Source organism: Kribbella sp. NPDC000426, assembly GCF_040300265.1.
In the GTDB taxonomy this organism is placed as follows: Bacteria; Actinomycetota; Actinomycetes; order Propionibacteriales; family Kribbellaceae; genus Kribbella.
This window is the reverse complement of sequence record NZ_JBEPDK010000002.1, coordinates 522008-539751: the sequence shown is the minus strand read 5'-3', so window position 1 is coordinate 539751 and position 17744 is coordinate 522008. Positions and strand designations below refer to the sequence as shown.

15 protein-coding genes are annotated in these 17744 nt (G+C 68.1%); 7 read left to right on the top strand and 8 right to left on the bottom strand.

The window, feature by feature from the left end; genetic code table 11:
* Nucleotides 1-20 precede the first annotated feature (20 nt).
* The gene (locus ABT313_RS10410; RefSeq protein WP_350850832.1) at nt 21-866 is read left to right on the top strand and encodes a TolB family protein; all 846 of its coding nucleotides are present in this window, start codon (nt 21-23) and stop codon (nt 864-866) included.
* Here ABT313_RS10410 and ABT313_RS10405 read toward each other — a convergent pair.
* Nucleotides 863-2107 (bottom strand): NAD(P)/FAD-dependent oxidoreductase, encoded by a 1245-nt coding sequence (locus ABT313_RS10405; RefSeq protein WP_350850830.1) that lies wholly within the window; start codon nt 2105-2107, stop codon nt 863-865. The two genes, ABT313_RS10410 and ABT313_RS10405, sit on opposite strands and share 4 nt — an antisense overlap.
* 96 nt (nt 2108-2203) lie before the next feature.
* Between ABT313_RS10405 and ABT313_RS10400 the strand changes: the two genes are divergently transcribed.
* Nucleotides 2204-4042, top strand: a complete 1839-nt coding sequence (locus ABT313_RS10400) for an exo-alpha-sialidase (protein ID WP_350850828.1) — start codon at nt 2204-2206, stop codon at nt 4040-4042.
* 138 nt (nt 4043-4180) lie between these two features.
* Here the strand turns inward: ABT313_RS10400 and ABT313_RS10395 are convergent, their stop codons facing one another.
* Both ABT313_RS10395 and ABT313_RS10390 read right to left on the bottom strand, forming a co-directional pair.
* The gene (locus ABT313_RS10395) at nt 4181-5407 is read right to left on the bottom strand and encodes a deoxyguanosinetriphosphate triphosphohydrolase (protein ID WP_350850826.1); all 1227 of its coding nucleotides are present in this window, start codon (nt 5405-5407) and stop codon (nt 4181-4183) included.
* 31 nt (nt 5408-5438) lie between these two features.
* On the bottom strand, nt 5439-6038 hold the full coding sequence (locus ABT313_RS10390; protein WP_350850824.1) for a dihydrofolate reductase family protein: 600 nt from the start codon (nt 6036-6038) through the stop codon (nt 5439-5441).
* A gap of 71 nt (nt 6039-6109) precedes the next feature.
* On the opposite strand from ABT313_RS10390, the gene ABT313_RS10385 reads away from it, so the two are divergent.
* Both ABT313_RS10385 and ABT313_RS10380 read left to right on the top strand, forming a co-directional pair.
* Nucleotides 6110-6670 (top strand): helix-turn-helix domain-containing protein, encoded by a 561-nt coding sequence (locus ABT313_RS10385; protein WP_350850823.1) that lies wholly within the window; start codon nt 6110-6112, stop codon nt 6668-6670.
* Nucleotides 6667-7920 carry an MFS transporter gene (locus ABT313_RS10380; RefSeq protein WP_350850821.1) on the top strand — a complete coding sequence of 418 codons (1254 nt, stop codon included), beginning with the start codon at nt 6667-6669 and terminating at the stop codon, nt 7918-7920. Before ABT313_RS10385 ends, ABT313_RS10380 begins: the two co-directional genes overlap by 4 nt.
* Here the strand turns inward: ABT313_RS10380 and ABT313_RS10375 are convergent.
* Nucleotides 7860-8489 carry a TetR/AcrR family transcriptional regulator gene (locus ABT313_RS10375; RefSeq protein WP_350850820.1) on the bottom strand — a complete coding sequence of 210 codons (630 nt, stop codon included), beginning with the start codon at nt 8487-8489 and terminating at the stop codon, nt 7860-7862. The two genes, ABT313_RS10380 and ABT313_RS10375, sit on opposite strands and share 61 nt — an antisense overlap.
* Nucleotides 8490-8566: 77 nt before the next feature.
* Here ABT313_RS10375 and ABT313_RS10370 point away from each other — a divergent pair, with 77 nt between their 5' ends.
* Nucleotides 8567-9418: an alpha/beta hydrolase gene (locus ABT313_RS10370; RefSeq protein WP_350850818.1), complete on the top strand. Its 852-nt coding sequence runs from the start codon at nt 8567-8569 to the stop codon at nt 9416-9418.
* On the opposite strand, the gene ABT313_RS10365 is transcribed toward ABT313_RS10370, so the two are convergent.
* Nucleotides 9383-10909: a helix-turn-helix domain-containing protein gene (locus ABT313_RS10365; RefSeq protein ID WP_350850816.1), complete on the bottom strand. Its 1527-nt coding sequence runs from the start codon at nt 10907-10909 to the stop codon at nt 9383-9385. The two genes, ABT313_RS10370 and ABT313_RS10365, sit on opposite strands and share 36 nt — an antisense overlap.
* A gap of 162 nt (nt 10910-11071) precedes the next feature.
* Here ABT313_RS10365 and ABT313_RS10360 point away from each other — a divergent pair, with 162 nt between their 5' ends.
* The gene (locus tag ABT313_RS10360; protein ID WP_350850814.1) at nt 11072-12298 is read left to right on the top strand and encodes a type II toxin-antitoxin system Phd/YefM family antitoxin; all 1227 of its coding nucleotides are present in this window, start codon (nt 11072-11074) and stop codon (nt 12296-12298) included.
* Between the two features lie 46 nt (nt 12299-12344).
* Nucleotides 12345-13586, top strand: a complete 1242-nt coding sequence (locus ABT313_RS10355) for an acyl-CoA thioesterase/BAAT N-terminal domain-containing protein (RefSeq protein WP_350850813.1) — start codon at nt 12345-12347, stop codon at nt 13584-13586.
* Here the strand turns inward: ABT313_RS10355 and ABT313_RS10350 are convergent.
* The 3 genes from ABT313_RS10350 to ppdK form a co-directional block, all read right to left on the bottom strand.
* Complete coding sequence (locus ABT313_RS10350; protein ID WP_350850811.1) at nt 13579-13857, bottom strand: YciI family protein; 279 nt, start codon at nt 13855-13857, stop codon at nt 13579-13581. The genes ABT313_RS10355 and ABT313_RS10350 overlap by 8 nt on opposite strands.
* Before the next feature lie 168 nt (nt 13858-14025).
* Nucleotides 14026-14805, bottom strand: coding sequence for a class I SAM-dependent methyltransferase (locus ABT313_RS10345; protein WP_350850808.1), 780 nt, complete (start codon nt 14803-14805; stop codon nt 14026-14028).
* Entirely contained in the window at nt 14798-17497 is a 2700-nt protein-coding gene (ppdK, locus tag ABT313_RS10340) for a pyruvate, phosphate dikinase (protein WP_350850806.1), read from the bottom strand. The genes ABT313_RS10345 and ppdK overlap by 8 nt, the downstream gene beginning before the upstream one ends.
* Nucleotides 17498-17744: the final 247 nt, after the last annotated feature.

Sequence of the window (17744 nt, the reverse complement as noted above, 5' to 3'; positions counted from 1 at the left end):
GATCACATAGGTTTGCGGGTATGCCACGAACTCTTCGCCCCGGTCAGCGGTCCGAGTTGTACGTCGTCGATGTGACGAGCGGCGAGCACCGCCTGGTGTTCAGCTCGTCGGACATCCTCTTCGAGGCGCCGAACTGGACGCCGGACGGCGTGCTGATCGTCAACGGCAACGGCCGGCTGTTCCGGGTGAACGACGGTCTCGAGGAGATCGAGCTCGGCGGAGTGCCCGACATCAACAACGACCACCTGGTCAGCCCGGACGGGCAGACGGTCTATGTCTCCGCGGACGACGGCCACCTGTACGCCGTACCGATCGAAGGCGGAGCCGGGCGCCGGGTGACCAACGATCGCGGACCGGGTTTCCACCACTACCTGCACGGGGTCTCGCCGGATGGTGCGACGCTGGCGTACATCGGGCTCGAGAACCGCGACGGCCGACGGATCACGAACGTGTGGACGATTCCCAGCGCCGGCGGCGCGGACGTCCAGGTAACGAATGACGAGTTCGCCGACGACGGATCGGAGTACGGGCCCGACGGCAAGTGGATCTACTTCAACTCGGAGCGGGCAGGGCAGGCGCAGCTGTTCCGGATCGCGGTCGGCAGTGGTGAGGTCGAGCAGCTGACGGACGACGAGCGCGTCAACTGGTTCCCGCACCCGGCGCCGGACGGCTCGGCGATCGCGTACGTGAGCTTCCCGCCCGGCACCGAGGGCCATCCCGCCGACATCGACGACGTACGACTCCGGTTGCTGACCAAGGACGGCATCAGCGAGCTGACGAAGCTGTTCGGCGGCCAAGGCACCATGAATGTCCCGAGCTGGTCACCGAACAGCACGCAGTTCGCGTACGTCACCTACCCGATCTAAACGTCGGACAGCTCGACCGAGGTGTCGGCCAGGCGGGCCGGGTCGACCTGCTTGCCAGAGTGGATCAGCTCGCGTACCGCGTCGAGGCCGGTGTCCCACAGGTTGACGTGCATGCCGGCCAGCACCCGGTGGTCGTCGTCGAGCCAGAAGACCATGTAGGCACCGGACTTCGGGTCGCCGCGGAACACGACCTGGTACGACGCACCGCGCGGGATGTCGCCGGCGTATTCCATGCCGAGGTCGAACTGGTCGGTGAAGAAGTACGGGATCGAGTCGTACGCCACGTCCTCGCCGAGCATCGCCTTCGCGACCGTCTTGCCGGAGTCCTTCGCGTTCTGCCAGTGCTCGACGCGGACCGGGCGGCCGTACTGCGGGTGGTCCCAGCGGGCCACGTCGCCGGCGGCGTACACGTCCGCGGCCGATGTCTGCAGGTTCGCGCCCGTCACGATGCCGGCGCCGTTGTCCGGCGTCGCGACCTCGATCCCGGCCTCCTCGGCGAGCTCGGTGTTCGGGCGTACGCCGACGCCGACGACCACCAGGTCCGCCGGGAGCACCTCACCGCCGGACAGGCGGACACCGGTCACCTTGTCGGTTCCCTCGAAGCCCTCGACGCCGGTCCCGAACCGGAACTCCACACCGTGCTGCCGCTGGAAGTCGGCGAACACCTCGCCGACCTCTTCACCCATCACGGACGCCAGCGCCGTGGACTGCGGCTCGACCACCGTCACCTCGCTGCCCCGCTCGCGCGCGGCCGACGCCGCCTCCAGCCCGATCCAGCCCGCACCGACCACGACGACGCGCAGCTTGGCGGCGTACGCGTCGGTCAGCGCCTGCGACTCCTCGGCCGTCCGCAGGTAGTGCACGCCGGGCAGGTCCGCACCAGGGACGTCGAGCTTGCGGACGCGGCTGCCGGTCGCGATCAAAAGCTTGCTGTAGGAGACCTGCGAGCCGTCGTCGAGCGTGACCGTGTGCGCGGCCGGATCGATCGCGGTGACCGTCGTCCCGAGACGTAGGTCGATGCTGTTGTCGTCGTACCACTGCTGGTCGTGCAGCTGAGCAGACTCGGTGCCCTTCTTCGCGAGCAGCACGTCCTTCGACAACGGCGGTCGCTCGTACGGCAGGGCCTGCTCACTGCCGATCAGGAGGACACCACCGGTCCAGCCTTCGGTCCGGAGGGCCTCGGCCGCGGTCGCGCCGGCGAGACTCGCACCGACGATCACAATCTGCTCTGCATCAGCCATAGGAAGACCCTAGTACCCGCCGACCTCTTGTAAAAGCAGGACCGGTTGGCTAATTTGTCGAGGACATCAGACGTCCTATGTCCTCCCTGGAGAGTCATGCGCGTACTCATCGCCCTACTGATGCTCGGCACTCTCACACCTCCCCCCGCACACGCCTCCGGCGACGCGCCTTTCGTCGACGACAGCGTGCTGTTCCAGCAGAAGACCGAGGGATATTCGTGCTTCCGGATCCCCGCCGTGGTGCACGCGACCGACGGTGAAGTGCTCGCGTTCGCCGAAGGACGCGTCGCGGACTGCGGCGACGACGGCGATATCGACATCGTGCTGAAGCGGTCCTCGGACGGCGGCAAGACCTGGGGTCCGCTGCAGGTGGTCTCCGAAGGCAACGGGAGCACACACGGCAACCCGGTGCCGATCGTCGACCAGAAGACCGGCAGGATCGTGCTCGTCACCACGCACAACGGCCCGCAGCCGTGCACGAACGGCTGCGACCGCGACCCGTACGTCCAGACCAGCGACGACTTCGGCGCCACCTGGACCGCACCCCGTGAGCTGACCGACGCGAAGCTGCCGAGCTGGAACTTCTGGTACGCGACCGGGCCGATGCACGGGATCCAGCTCGAGCACGGACCGCACGCCGGCCGGCTGATCGTTGGCGCGACCTACGAGACGTACGACGGTGTCGGCAAGCACGTCTACGGCGGCCATCTCATCTACAGCGACGACTCCGGCGAGACCTGGCACATCGGCGCGACGACGGCCCGCGACGACGGCACGGTGATCGTCGGCGAGATCACCGTGGTCGAGCTGACCGACGGCCGGATCTATGCGCTGGCACGCGAACGCGGTACCGATCCGGGCAACCGGGCGTACGCGATCAGCAGCGACGGCGGCGCGACGTTCGACGCGCCGTTCAAGACGATCCCGCAGCTGGTGATGCCCGACGTCCAAGGCTCACTGCTCCGGTTCAGCGAGGGTGGCCGGCAGCACCGGATCCTGTTCTCGGCACCGGCCCATCCGGCCGCGCGCGAGGTGATGACGGTGCGAGCGTCGTACGACGAGGCGCGGTCGTTCGGCACCTGGCAACAGGGCAAGGTCTTTTACTGGGGCCCGTCGGCGTACTCCGACATGGTGCGACTGGACGGGGATCAGGCCGGGCTGCTGTACGAGGCCGGCGTCGCGAGTCCGTACGAGACGATCCGCTGGGCACGCTTCAACGAGGCGTACCTGTCGACGTCGAACGGTACGCCGCCGGGCATCCCCGGTCCGCCCGCACCGGGGCCGACGACGGCCGATGTGGGGCCGGCGCACAATCCGGCATACGTCCGCGGTGGCGCGACCGTTGCCGCGGGCAAGTTCGGGAACGGGCTGGCGATGGACGGGGTCGACGACTACGTCGAGGTGCCGTTCGACCGGTCGATCGATCTCGGCGCGGACGACTTCACGATGATGACGTGGATCAAGTACGGCGCGACCACAGGGTCGCACGCGATCCTGTGGGCCTATCGCACCGGTTCCGGGACGACGCCACAGGTCTGGTTGCGGGCGGAGCCGGAGAGCAATCGCATCCGCGCGCTGCTGGCGGTGGACCGCTACAACGTCACCGTCCAGTCCACGTCGGGGTACAACGACGATCAGTGGCATCACGTCGTACTCCAACGGGCGACGGGAAAGCTGCGGTTGCTCGTCGACGGCGTTGAGGTCGGCTCGGCGACGGCGCCCGCCGGTTCGGTGACGGCCGGGAAGGAGTTCGGCGTACAGGGCATTCACGTCGGGCAGCGGGTTGACGGTGCCAACCGTTTCGTGGGCACGCTCGACGAGGTCCGCGTCTACCGGCGTGCGCTGTCGGATGCGGAACTCCAGCAGATCCGCGAGACCAACAAACCAATCACCAACCGCCTCGGCCTCGACCTCCCTTTCACCTCCATCCACTGAGCACTGCCCAACTGGAGCTGCACGGACCGCCAGCTGCGCTTAGGGGTGTACCGACGGACGGGTAGTGGTCAGCCGATTCGCGTGCAGGCGGACGAGAGGCGCGAACCTGCCTCGTAGGCGGCGCGGGCGCGGGGCGGGTCAGCGGGCTAGTTGGGTGTGCCAGGCCGCGGCGGAGGGGTCGGTGAGGGATGCGACCTGGTCGACGACGACGCGCAGGCGGGCGTTGTCGTCGGCCGCGTCGGCGAAGTCCGCGCGGAATGGCGCGTCCAGGTGGTGGGGCGCGGTCTTCCATAGTGCCTCGACCAGCTCGGTGAGCAGCTCGCGTTGGGTCGCGCGGCGGGCCTGGCGCTCGGACGAGTTGAGGACATGGAACATGCCCACGCCCTTCAAAAGACCGATCTCGATGCGAATGCCGTCGGGGACGATCAGGTCGGCCTCGTAGCGGATCAGCCGGGAGCGTCCGAACACGGCGTGGGTGGCCTGTTCGGCGGCGGTGGCGAAGCGGCCGATGAGCTGACTGGTCAGATCCTTCAAACCGCCGAGCGCACGCCGGCTGTCGTCGAAGGTCGCACCGGGCCAATAGTTCAGCGAGGTCAGCCGGGCCCAGCCCTCGTCCAGCTCCGCATCGGTTGCCTCCGGCAAGTACATCTGCCGGACGGTCTGCCAGTACGGCGCCCGGTCCGCATCGACCGCGGCGAGCTCGAGATGGTGGGCGACGATCGCGTCCTCGACGTCGTGCACGGAGTACGCGACGTCGTCGGCGAAGTCCATCACCTGCGCCTCCAGGCAGCGCCGCTCCCCCACGCCCGGACGCAACCAGGTGAAGACGGCGAGATCATCGTCGTACACCCCGAACTTGCGCTCGCCGGGGCGGCGCGGCCACGGGTACTTCGTCGCGGCGTCGAGCGTGGCGCGACTCAGATTCAGCCCGACGCTGCGGCCGTCGGCGTCGAACGTCTTCGACTCCAGCCGGGTCAGTAAGCGCAGTGTCTGTGCGTTGCCCTCGAAGCCGCCGATGTCCGACGCGACCTGGTCGAGCGCGCGCTCGCCGTTGTGACCGAAGGGCGGGTGTCCGAGATCGTGTGACAGGCACGCCGCGTCGACGATGTCCGGATCACAGCCGAGCGTCGCCGCGAGCTCGCGGCCGATCTGGGCGACCTCGAGACTGTGCGTCAGCCGGTTGCGCACGAAGTCGTCGCTGCCGGCCGTGACGACCTGCGTCTTGGCCGCGAGCCGTCGTAAGGCGGCGCTGTGCAGCACCCGCGCGCGATCACGCGCGAACGCCGTCCGGCCCGGTCGCTTGACCGGCTCGGCAACCCAGCGCTCCGCGTCGTGCTCGTCGTACCCCTCATGCTGCTTCCTCATCACCGCTCACAGTAGCGGCCACAACCGACAATCAGATGGCCACGCAGTAACGCATCCAGAGCACGCCGTCCTTGAAGACCTCAGTGCCGACGTGGTGCAGGTTGAGCCGACGGGTGTCGTACCAGCGGTCGCCCGTCCCGACCAGCACCGGATGGACGAGCAGCGCCAGTTCGTCGATCAGATCCAGCTCCAAACACGCTCTGAGCAGCGCCCCGGACGAGTCGACCCGGACGGTATGCACACCCCGACGGCCCAGCGTCTCGAGCACTTCGACGAGGTCGACGCGGTCGTAGCCGGTGACGAGCTCGCGGGTCGTGGCGTCCGGCGGGCGCGGTGGAGTCTGGTCGGCGTACAAGGCGAGGACGTCGGACCAGTAGCCGAGCTCGCGCAAGGCGTGCCAGCTGTGGACGCGGGCTCGGCTGTCGACGACCGCAAGCAGCGGGCCTTCGGCGCGCCGGCCGCGCCGAGGAGCCGCCAGTACGTCGGCCTCCTGGGCGAGGATCGTGTCCGCGCCGATCAGCGTGACCTCCTCCTGCCAGAGCGACGCCAGCGCATAGAACCGGGCGAGGTCGACATCGAAACCCGACGCCACCCCGTCCAGCGAAACCGCCAACTGAGCCACCACGTGCATACCCCAAACCTAGGGACGCCCACCGACAAACCTAGTTGCAGAGATTTCTCTGCAGAGATTACTCTGCAACTATGCGACGGATCGATGCCCGAAGCCTGCGCGGACTCGCCCACCCGCTCCGGATGCGCATCCTGGAGGCGATCGAGCTCGACGGTCCCGCCACGTCCAGCACCCTGGCGACGCGGCTCGGCGAGAACACCGGCACGATCAGCTGGCATCTGCGTCTGCTCGCCGAGCACGGGTACCTCGAGGAGGATCCCGACCGCGGCACGAAGCGCGAGCGCTGGTGGCGGCTCCCCGATCGGCAGACCGTTCTGGACCCGTCCGAGTTCCTCGACGATTCCGAGACCCGGCGCGCGCTCGACGTCTACCTCCGCGATCTGGTCGAGCGGTACTACGACCGCGTCCGCACCTACCTCGACGAGGACTGGCCAGGTGAGTGGCAGCACGCGGCGGGTCTGTCCGACTGGCGCGACCTGCACCTCACGCCGGAGCAGCTGCACAACCTCAACGAGGAGATCGCCGGCGTCATCGACCGATACAGCGGCGCCGGCACCGCTGACGGCCCCAACGCGGCTGACGGCTCGGAGCGGGTGATCGTCCAGCTGCAGTCGTTCCCACGCCGCTTATGAGTCTGTTGCGGACGCATCGCGACTTCCGGTTGTTCTGGAGCGGCGAGACCGTCAACAGGTTCGGCAGCGCGGCCTCGTCGGTGGCGCTGCCGCTGGTCGCGATTTCGATGCTCGACGCAACAACTTTCGAGGTCGGCCTGCTCACCGCGGCCGCTTGGGCACCGTGGCTGGTCATCGGCCTGCCGACCGGCGCCTGGATCGACCGGGTACGTCGCCGGCCGGTCATGCTGGCGTCATCGGCCGTCTCGGCCGTCCTCTTCGCGACAGTTCCGTTGGCCGGCGACCGCCTGAGCATCCAGCTGCTGCTCGTCGTGGCATTGCTCGCAGGCGCTGCATCGGTTGTCTTCCAGACGGGGTACACCGCTTATCTGCCGACGCTTCTGGAGCCGAGCGATCACGCCGAGGGCAACGCGAAGCTGCACGGCAGCGCGTCCGCCGCGCAGATCGCCGGGCTGGGATGCGGCGGCCTGCTGGTCCAGTTCGTTGGCGCCGCCAACACTCTGCTCGTCGACGCGGGGAGCTTCCTGATCGCGCTCGGTTGCCTCGCCGCGATCCGCTACCGGGAACGCCGTACGACGAACCCGCGGCAGCCCGGCGCGATCCGAGCCGGCATCAGGCTGGTCGCGCACGACGTCTGGCTGCGCACCCTGACGATCTTCGGCGCGGTCTCGAACCTCGCCCTGATGGGTTATCAGGCGATCATCGTCGTCTTCCTGGTCCGCGAGGCCGGCCTCACCGCGGGCACGGTCGGCACCTTGATCGCGGCCGCGTCCAGCGGCGGAGTCGTGGGCGCCTTCGTCGGCCGGCATACCATACGGTTTGGTACGGCGAGGGCACTGCTGCTGTGCGAACTGGGCCTGCCGACGCTGGCGCTGTTGATCCCGTTGAGCGGTGCGAGTCCGGCGTTCTACCTGGTCGGCGCGTTCGGCGTGAGTCTCGGCGTGGTCGGCGGAAACGTCGTGAAGGCGACCTTCCTCCAGTCCTACTGTCCGCCTGACCTGTTCGGCCGCCTCACCGCGACGACGGCCTTCGTCAACTACGGCACGATCCCGCTCGGCGCACTACTCGGCGGCACACTCGGACAGACCCTCGGCCTCACGCCGGCGCTCTGGATCACGACGGCCGGCGTACCGCTGGCGGGTCTCGTCCTGCTCGCGTCACCCATCAGAAGGCGGCGCGATCTCCCGACTCAGCGGGGCAGAACAGTGCCCGTGGTCGCGGAGGATTCCAGCCGCGCACGGATGGCCTGACGGGCCAGGTCGTACGCCGCGCCGCCGTCGTCATGCAGGATCGAAGCGAGGTTCGCAGCCTCGTAGTAGGCGTTCAGCTCGAAGGCCAGCTGTTTGGCGTCAGCATGCAGTTCACCGTTGTCGACAGCTGCCTGAACGGCCTCCTCCAGCAGCCCCATCCATTCCCAATGGACGGTGAGGAGCGCGTCGTGGACCGCACCGGTTCGGGCGGCGTACTCGTGCGAGACCTTCTGGAAGAAGCAGCCGCCCGGAAAGACGCGGCTCTGCGAGTAGTCGAGCCAGTGCGTGCTCAACGCCCACACCCGCCCGAGACCGGGCTCGACCTCGAACGCCGGGAGCACCACGTTGTCGGCGTAGATCCGGCGCGCGGCGCGGATCGTCGACAGTTGCAGCTCCTCCTTCGAGCCGAAGTGTGCGAACAGGCCGCTCTTGCTGATCCCGAGCTCGGTCGCGAGCCGTCCGATCGACAGCCCCTCCAGCCCGTCGACCGACGCGATGTCGACCGACCGGCGCAGCACGGCACGGCGGGTCTGATCACCCCGCACCAACCGTCCGTCGACCTTCTCCACGGCTCCTGATCCTAGTTGCCCTTGACGATGACCTCGTGCAAAAGTAATAGTACGACCGTTCGTATAGTTAGGGGACGATGTTGATACAGAAACTGATCGGCACGGGACTGCGAGCCGTCGGAGCGGTATCGCCACGGCTCGGCGGCCGGCTCGCGTTCGGGCTGTGGCGCCGCCCGCTCGCCCGCGGCCAGGTCCGCGACGGTGAGCGTCCGGTCCACGACGCGGCGCGGGTCGAGGACCTCGACGGCGTACTCACCTACGCGTGGGGGGACGGCGCGCGGCCGGTGCTCCTCGTCCACGGCTGGCGTTCACGCGCTTCGCGGTACGCCGGGTTCATCACGCGCCTGCTCGAGCTCGGGTACAGCCCGGTCTCGTACGACGCTCCCGGGCACGGCGACTCCCCCGGGCCGATCGTGTCGATCCTCGGGCACCAGCGCATCATCCGGCAGCTGGAGGAACGGCACGGACCGTTCGAGGGCGTCATCGGCCACTCGCTCGGCGTGCCGTTCGCGCTGTACTCGGTGAAGGAAGGGGTCGCCGCGAAGCGACTGGTGATGGTCAGCGGCGTCGCGGACTTCGGCTACCTGGCCGACACGTTCTGCCGGGCGCTCGGGCTGGGGCCGAAGGTCAACCAGAGGCTGCGGCGCGAGATCGAGCGTGCGTACTTCGACGGCGACCACACGATCTGGGACCGGTTCTCGGTCTCGACCGGCAAGGCGCCGCTGCTGGTGGTCCACAACGACGAGGACGACGTCGTGGACCCGGAGCAGGCGCGCGTGCTGCTGCTCAACTACGGCGAGCAGGCGCACTTCCATCCGACGACCGGCCTCGGCCACGGCCGGATCCTCCAGGACCCGGCCGTGATCGCCGAAGCAGTCGCCTTCCTGCAGGACTCAGATGTCCCTGAAGGTCTCGATCTGAGCGCCTAGCGAGTTGAGCCGGGTGGCGAGGTCCTCGTAGCCGCGGTTGATCACGTAGACGCTGCGCAGGACCGACGTACCCTTCGCGGCCATCATCGCGATCAGCGTGACGACGGCCGGACGGAGGGCCGGCGGGCACATCATCTCGGTGCCGGAGAAGTGCGTCGGGCCCTCGACCATGACGCGGTGCGGGTCGAGCAGCTTGACCCGGCCGCCGAGCTTGTTCAGGTCGGTCAGGTAGATCGCGCGGTTCTCGTAGACCCAGTCGTGGATCAGCGTCTGCCCGGTCGCGATCGCCGCGATCACCGCGAAGAACGGCAGGTTGTCGATGTTCAGCCCCGGGAACGGCATCGGGTGGATCTTGTCGATCGGCGCGTGCAGCTTGGACGGCCGGGTGGTCAGGTCGACCAGCCGGGTCCGGCCGTTCTCGGCCAGGTACTCCGTACTGCGGTCGTAGTCGAGCCCCATCTCGTCGAGCAGCGCGAGCTCGATCTCGAGGAACTCGACCGGTGCACGCCGGATGGTGATCTCGGACTTGGTCACGATCGCCGCGGTGAGCAGGCTCATCGCCTCGATCGGGTCCTCGGACGGCGCGTAGTCGACGTCCACGTCGATGTCGGCGCGGCCGTGCACGGTGAGCGTCGTCGTACCGATGCCGTCGATCTTCACGCCGAGCAGGTCGAGGTAGAAGCACAGGTCCTGGACCATGTAGTTCGGGCTCGCGTTGCGGATCACGGTGACGCCGTCGTACCGCGCCGCGGCCATGATCGCGTTCTCGGTCACGGTGTCGCCGCGCTCGGTCAGCACGATCGGCTTGCCCGGCGTGATCGCCCGGTTGACCAGCGCGTGGTACTGCCCGCCGGTCGCCTTCACCTCGAGGCCGAACGGGCGCAGCGCGGTCAGGTGCGGCTCGACGGTACGCGTGCCGAGGTCGCAGCCACCGGCGTACGGCAGCTCGAACGCGTCCTCGCGGTGCAGCAGCGGGCCGAGGAACATGATGATGGAGCGGGTACGGCGGGCCGCCTCGGCGTCCATCGAGCTCAGGTCGAGGTGGGCCGGCGGGACGATCTCGAGGTCGCCGGCGTCGTTCAGCCAGGTGGTCCGGACGCCGATCGAGTTCAGCACCTCGAGCAGCCGGTTGACCTCTTCGATCCGCGCGACCTTGCGCAGCGTCGTCCGGCCCTTGTTCAGCAGCGAGGCGCAGAGCAGCGCGACCCCGGCGTTCTTGCTCGACTTGACGTCGATGGATCCGGAAAGCTGCCGGCCGCCGGCGACACGGAGGTGGACCGGACCGCCACCGAGAGAGACAATTTCGGAGTCGAGCGCCTCGCCGATCCGGGCGAGCATCTCGAGGGTGAGGTTCTGATGACCCTTCTCGATCCTGTTCACCGCACTCTGGCTGGTGTTCAGTACTTCCGCGAGCTGCGTCTGCGTCCAGCCGCGATGCTTGCGGGCGTCCCGGATGAGGTTTCCGATCCGGCTCAGGTAGTCATCGGTCATGCGCCGGACCTTATCTCACATGTGAGATACCTCTGCACCGACCCGCCGGTGCCAGCGTAGCGAATGTCACTCGACTGCCCGAAAGGACCCTGGTGACCTGGTGAAACGCCCGCAGCCTACAGTTACCCCCAACTCCCGCCGCCACCCGGAGAGGATCAGCAGATGCCAGAGGACACCTCCGCCGCGGTGGTCAACGAGTTCGAGGCGGAGTCGTGGCCGCTCGAGGCAGCCGCCGACAGCCTGCACCAGGTGATCGAAGGTTTCCACAACGGGGACACCCGGCCGCTGGTGATCGGCGACGGCGACCAGCCGGTGCTGGTCGTGCTGGCGATCGCCGACCTGGCCGACTTCCGCGCCCGGATCGCGGAGCTCCTCGGCAACCCGGTCGACGCCGGCTGGCTGCGGTACTACCTGCGCTCCAACTTCGACATGAGCTCGGAGCGGCTGGTCGAGCTGCTCGGCGTGGACACGGACCACGGGCTGTCGTCGCTGGCCAGCCAGGTGAACGTCGAGCAGGCCGCAACGCTGATGTCCGACCACGTACGCCGCACCGAGGCCGGCGGGAATCCGCTGATGCTGATCGGCGACGGCACGATGGCGACCGCCGCGCTGCTCTCGTTCCAGGCGTTCCAGGTGCTGATCGCGATGGAAGGCGACGGCAAGGGCGAGGACGACTCCTGCGCGCACGACGACGAGGAGAAGCCGACCACGCCGCTGGAGGTGCTGGCCGAGCGGATCGGGCCGGTGTCGACGCAACTGGTCGCGCAGATCAACGCGGGTCGCGAGCCGGGCCTGCCGCGGTACGAACTGCACTTCGAGGACGACCTGATCGACCACCTCCGCGACCTGGAAGCACGCGCGCAGCAGGCACCGGGCGCCGGCGCGTACGACGAGTTGAACCAGCTCCTGCACCAGTTCGACCAGATGCGCAGCGGGCTCGTCGAGGTCGACGCGGACGAAGGCGAGGAGCTGGACGAAGCGCCGTACCTGGAGGCGACCGATCTCAAGGCCGCGCTGCCGGACATCCGCGACACGTTCCGCGAAGGCGCCGACGACCCGTACCTGATCGGGCTGGACGGGCGACCCTGTGCGGGACTGATCTCGTACGACCTGTACGAAGAGCTGCAGAAGGTGTCGGTCGAGCTGGACGGGACCGACGAGGCGCCGGTGCTGCCGCTGCCCGAGCCGCGCTGGGAGAACGGACCGCGGTTGCTGCCGTTCGAGATCGCGCTCGAGATGTGCGAGGCCGTGATCGAGGACATCACCAATGGCGAGGCGTCGATGCTGTTCATCGCCGACGAGGACGACGAACCCGAGCTCGTCCTCGCTCCGCTCGTCTGGCTCTGGGCGTACGTCGACCACCTGGACATGGAAGGCGCCGACACCTGATTTCGAGGCGGATCGAAGTGACTCCCCCGGGTGTCAATCTGGACGGGTGAACCGATTCCTCCTGACCGCGACGGCCGCGTGCCTGCTGGTGGCGGGATGCTCGTCGGGCGGGTCCGATCACGCCGTCATCACCGTCGACCAGCCGGTGGCTTTGGCGGACCAGCAGGTTCACTTGAAGGTGACAGGCCTACGCCCGAACAAGCCGGTGACCGTCGGCGCCGACGCCGTCGACCGCGACGGCAAGAAGTGGCACGGCGACGCGACCTTCACCGCCGACGACCACGGATCGATCGACCTTGACCAGGCCAAGCCGACAGGCGGCAGCTACCACGACGTCGACGGGATGGGCCTGTTCTGGACGATGGATCCCGCCGCCGGGGATCCGGACGACCAGTCGTTCGCCACGCCCCTCGAGAACGGACGGCCGGTCGAGAAGCTGGAGATCTCCGCGAGTCGCGACGGCAAGCGCCTCGCGAGTACGACGGTGAAGCGGCAGTGGATAGCGTCCGGGGTGACGGCGACGCCGCTCACCATGGCGAAGGACAAGCTCACCGGCGCGTACGTCGCCCCGAAGGCGGACGGCTCCAAGCATCCCGCCGTCCTCTACTTCGGCGGCTCCGAAGGCGGCGTACCGCCGATGTCGATCCCGTACCTGCTGGCGTCACACGGCTACCCGGTCCTGGCGGTGGCCTACTTCCACGCTCCGGGCGTGCCGGCGGATCTGCGCAACATCCCGGTCGAGTACTTCGCGACGGCGGCCCGATGGCTCAGCCGGCAACCCGGGGCCGATCCGACGCACGTCGTCGTCATGAGTGCGTCGTTCGGCACCGAGGCGGCGCTCCTGGTGGCTGATCACTTCCCGTCTCTCATCCACGGAGCAGTGCTGTTCGCGCCGGGTGCGTCAGGGATGACCTCGTTCCCGCACCCGGGCGCTGCCGCGTGGACCTATCAAGGCCAGCCGGTCGGGCTCGATCCGATCCCGGTCGACGGCATCGACGGACCGGTCCTTGCGGTCGCCGGATCCGCCGATGCGGCGTGGGCCTCACAACAGGCCGCCGAGCTGATCATGCTGGAGCTCGACGACGCGCACAGCAAATACCCGCACGAAGCCGTGGTCGTCCCGGGCGCGGGCCACGGCGTCGGCGGTGCGCCATACCTCCCGCGGGGCACGAAGATCAACCACCCGATCGTCGGTCCGTACAACTTCGGCGGCACCCGCGCCGCCGACGAATCCGCGCTGCGTCAGGGCTGGGCGAAGACGCTCGCGTTGCTGGGGTCGCTCAGTTGATCGGGAAGAGGGGTTGCCACTCCGAGAGGGTCGCGATCTCGTAGACGTTGGCCGGGGTGTACGGGTCCTTGGCGAGGATGTCGCGAAGCTCGGCCTCGTCGGCCACGTCGTAGATGAGCACGGCGCCGGTCTGGTCGGGGAACGGGCCGGCGGTGACGAGCTTGCCGGCTTGTTTCAGGTCGGTCAGGTAGTCACGGTGCGCCGGACGGACCTCGAGACGACGGTCGGTGTCGGCGAGATCGAAGCGCAGCTGCACGACATAAAGGGCCATGCCGAAACCCTACAACCACCAAGAAAACAACGGCATGTGGTGCAGGAGGAGGGGATTTGGTGCGGGAAAGGGAGTCACGAGCCGCCACAGCGGCTGGTTCAGGTCAGACCCGAAAGTCGACGAGTGATCTCCCTTCCCGCCCGGTTATTCTCACCAGTCCGCGACCCGCTACGCAAGGGGTTGGTTAAGAGAAATTCCTACAGACAGTTGATTCAAATAACGCTTCGTGATCGAGCCCCCGGTTGCCTCGATGAGAGCGCCGATACAGCCGTACAGTCCGTCACGCCGCTCGATTGTCAAGGCCCGATGACCCGAGTATGACGACAAAAGTTCGAGGTACTGCGGGGCCGAATAGTCCACATTCCAGACATATCTGCGGAACTCGACGGACCCGAAAAGCCCGGATTGTTCGAGCCTTTCCGGATCTTCTGGTACGTCGTCCGCGGCCGGCAGTCCGTCCGTGGCGGCGTCATCGGTGAAGCGGTCGTAGCAGGACTGCACGTCGGCGAAGAACTGCTCGCTCCCGCCCGCGACGTGATGCGTCGAGACGATTGCCAGCGCGCCACCCGGCCGGAGCAGGTCCACGCACCGCTGCACACGCGTCTCCGGGTCGAGCCAGTGGAACGCGGTCGCAGAGATCACCAGGTCGAAGGACTGCGCGGGCAGCTCCAAGGTGTCGAAGTCCGCGACGATCACGTCGGTCGTCGGGTACTTCCGCCGGAGAACCTCTGCGAGCCCGGGGCTGAGCTCGACAGCGGTGACCGGCCAGGCTCGCTCCACCATCGCGGAGGTTGCCTGGCCGGTGCCGGGACCGATCTCCAGGACGCGCGGGCGGTCGCCGACGATGCCGGCCAAGGCGTCGAAGAGTTCGGGTGGATAGGTGGGGCGGACGCGGTCGTACAGATCCGCGTCCTCCCCGAAGGTCTGCCGGAGACTCTGTCTACTCACTCGCCAATGCTGCCCGGCCGGCTTCCAACCGCGCCACCGGAATACGGAACGGCGAGCAGGAGACGTAGTCGAGACCGACGTCGTGGAAGAAGTGGATGCTGTCCGGGTCGCCGCCGTGCTCCCCGCAGATGCCGAGCTTGAGGTCGGGCTTGGTCGCACGCCCGCGATCCGCCCCGGTCCGTACCAGCGCGCCGACGCCCTCGCGGTCGATCGACTCGAACGGCGACACCGCGAAGATCCCCTTCTCCAGGTACCGCGAGAAGAACGCGCTCTCGACGTCGTCACGGCTGAAGCCCCACGTGGTCTGGGTCAGGTCGTTGGTGCCGAACGAGAAGAAGTCGGCCGCCTCCGCGATCTGGTCCGCGATCACCGCGGCCCGCGGCAGCTCGATCATCGTGCCGATCGGGATCTCGCCAAGCCCACCGTCCACACCGACCTCGGCCAGGACACGTTCCACCTCGTCGCGGGCCAGGTGCAGTTCCTGTACGGCGCCGACCAGCGGGATCATGATCTCCGGCCGCGGATCCTTGCCCTCGGCCCGCAGTTCGACCGCCGCCGACGCGATCGCCCGGACCTGCATCGCGAACAGACCGGGGATGACCAGCCCGAGCCGCACACCGCGCAGCCCGAGCATCGGGTTCTGCTCGTGCAACCGCTGGACCGCCGCGAACAGGGCCGCGTCGTGGCCCGGGTCCTCGCCGCGCTCACGGGCAACGGCGACCTTCACCGCGAGCTCCTCCATCGACGGCAGGAACTCGTGCAGCGGCGGGTCGATCAGCCGGATCGTCACCGGCAGCCCGTCCATCGCGCCGAGCAGCTCCAGGAAGTCTCCGCGCTGCAAGGGCTCCAGCTCGGCCAGCGCCGCCTCGCGATCGGTGTCGGTCTCGGCGAGGATCAGTCGCTCGACCGACTCGCGCCGCTCCCCCAGGAACATGTGCTCGGTCCGGCACAGACCGATGCCCTCGGCCCCGAACCGTCGCGCCCGCGTCGCGTCGTCCGCCGTGTCCGCGTTGGTCCGTACGCCGAGACGCCGTACCTCGTCCGCGTGGGTCATCAGCCGGTGCACCGAGGCCACGAGTTCATCGCCGGCGTTCGGGGCGAGCGCGCCTTCGAAGTACTGGACGACCGGTGACGGGACGACCGGGACCTCGCCGCGGAAGACCTCACCGGTGGTGCCGTCGATCGAAATCAGCTCGCCGGCCTCCATGACGGTGCCGTTGACCTTGATAGTGCCTTGGGCAACATTCACGTCCAGGTCCTCGGCGCCGCAGACGCAGGTCTTGCCCATCCCGCGCGCGACCACGGCCGCATGCGAGGTCTTGCCGCCGCGGCTGGTCAGGATGCCCTGAGCCGCGATCATGCCGTGCAGGTCGTCCGGGTTCGTCTCGCGGCGTACCAGGATGACCTTCTCGCCGCGGTCCGCGGCCTCGACCGCGGCGGCCGACGTGAACACGACCTTGCCCGATGCCGCGCCGGGTGACGCGCCGATCGCCTTCGTGATCAGGTCCGTCTTCGCGTCCGCGTCGAATCGCGGGAACATCAGCTGCGCGAGCTGCGCGCCCTTGACCCGCTTGAGCGCCTCGTCGGTATCGATCACGCCCTCGTCGACCAGGCTGGTCGCGATCCGGAACGCCGCCGCCGCGGTCCGCTTGCCGACCCGGGTCTGCAGCATCCACAGCTTGCCGCGCTCGACGGTGAACTCGATGTCGCACAGGTCCCGGTAGTGCCCCTCGAGCTTCGCCATGATCGCCATCAAGTCGTCGTACGACGTCTTGTCGATCTGCTCGAGATCCGCGAGCGGAACCGTGTTGCGGATGCCCGCGACGACGTCCTCGCCCTGCGCGTTCTGCAGGTAGTCGCCGTACACACCCGGCTGGCCGGTCGACGGATCGCGGGTGAAGGCGACGCCGGTGCCGGAATCCATGCCGAGGTTGCCGAAGACCATCGAGCAGATGTTGACCGCCGTGCCGAGGTCGGTCGGGATCCGCTCCTGGCGGCGGTAGAGGATCGCGCGGTCGGAGTTCCACGAGCGGAAGACGGCCTCGGTCGCCAGGTCCATCTGGGTCCGCGGGTCCTGCGGGAACTCGCGACCGGTGTGGTCGTGGACGGCCTGCTTGAACGTCTCGACCAGCGCCTTCAGGTCGTCGGCGTCCAGGTCGAGGTCGTTGCGGGTGCCCTTGGCCTGTTTCGCCGCCTCGATCGCGTCCTCGAAGACATCGCCGTCCATCCCGAGCACGGTCTTGCCGAACATCTGGATCAGCCGGCGGTACGCGTCCCAGGCGAACCGCGGGTTGCCCGAGTGGTGGGCCAGACCGTTCACCGAGTCGTCGTTGAGGCCGACGTTGAGGACGGTCTCCATCATGCCGGGCATCGACACGGCCGCGCCGGAGCGGACCGAGACGAGCAGCGGGTCGTCGGCCTGGCCGAGCTTCTTGCCCATCCGCTGCTGCAGCAGATCGACGTGCTTGTCGATCTCGTCGGCCAACTCGGCCGGCACCGCGCCGGTCTCGAGGTAGGCGCGGCAGGCGTCGGCGGTGATGGTGAATCCCGGTGGCACCGGCAGGCCGAGATTGGTCATCTCGGCCAGGTTCGCCCCCTTGCCGCCGAGCAGCTTTTTCATGTCCTTGTTGCCTTCGGCGAAGTCGTAGACGAGTTTCACCACGGTCACTCCCTGGGTTTCAGGTGGGTGCATATATCAGACGCGGGGCCGTGTTGGATTTTTTGGGGCTCCGCTGGCCCGTCGACTCCGGCGGCGGGGGCGTGCTTTCAGGGTAAGCCCAAAAACCAGTCCAGTTGAACACTGGTCTCACGATGCCGACGTGACCCTCCCCACAGGTCGAAGGACGGAAAACCCTTCCCTGGTTGACAACGCGAGACAATCAGGCTGTCTCAAAATGAATCACAGGCGGAACGCGTCAGGCCGTTTCGGTCGGGGTACG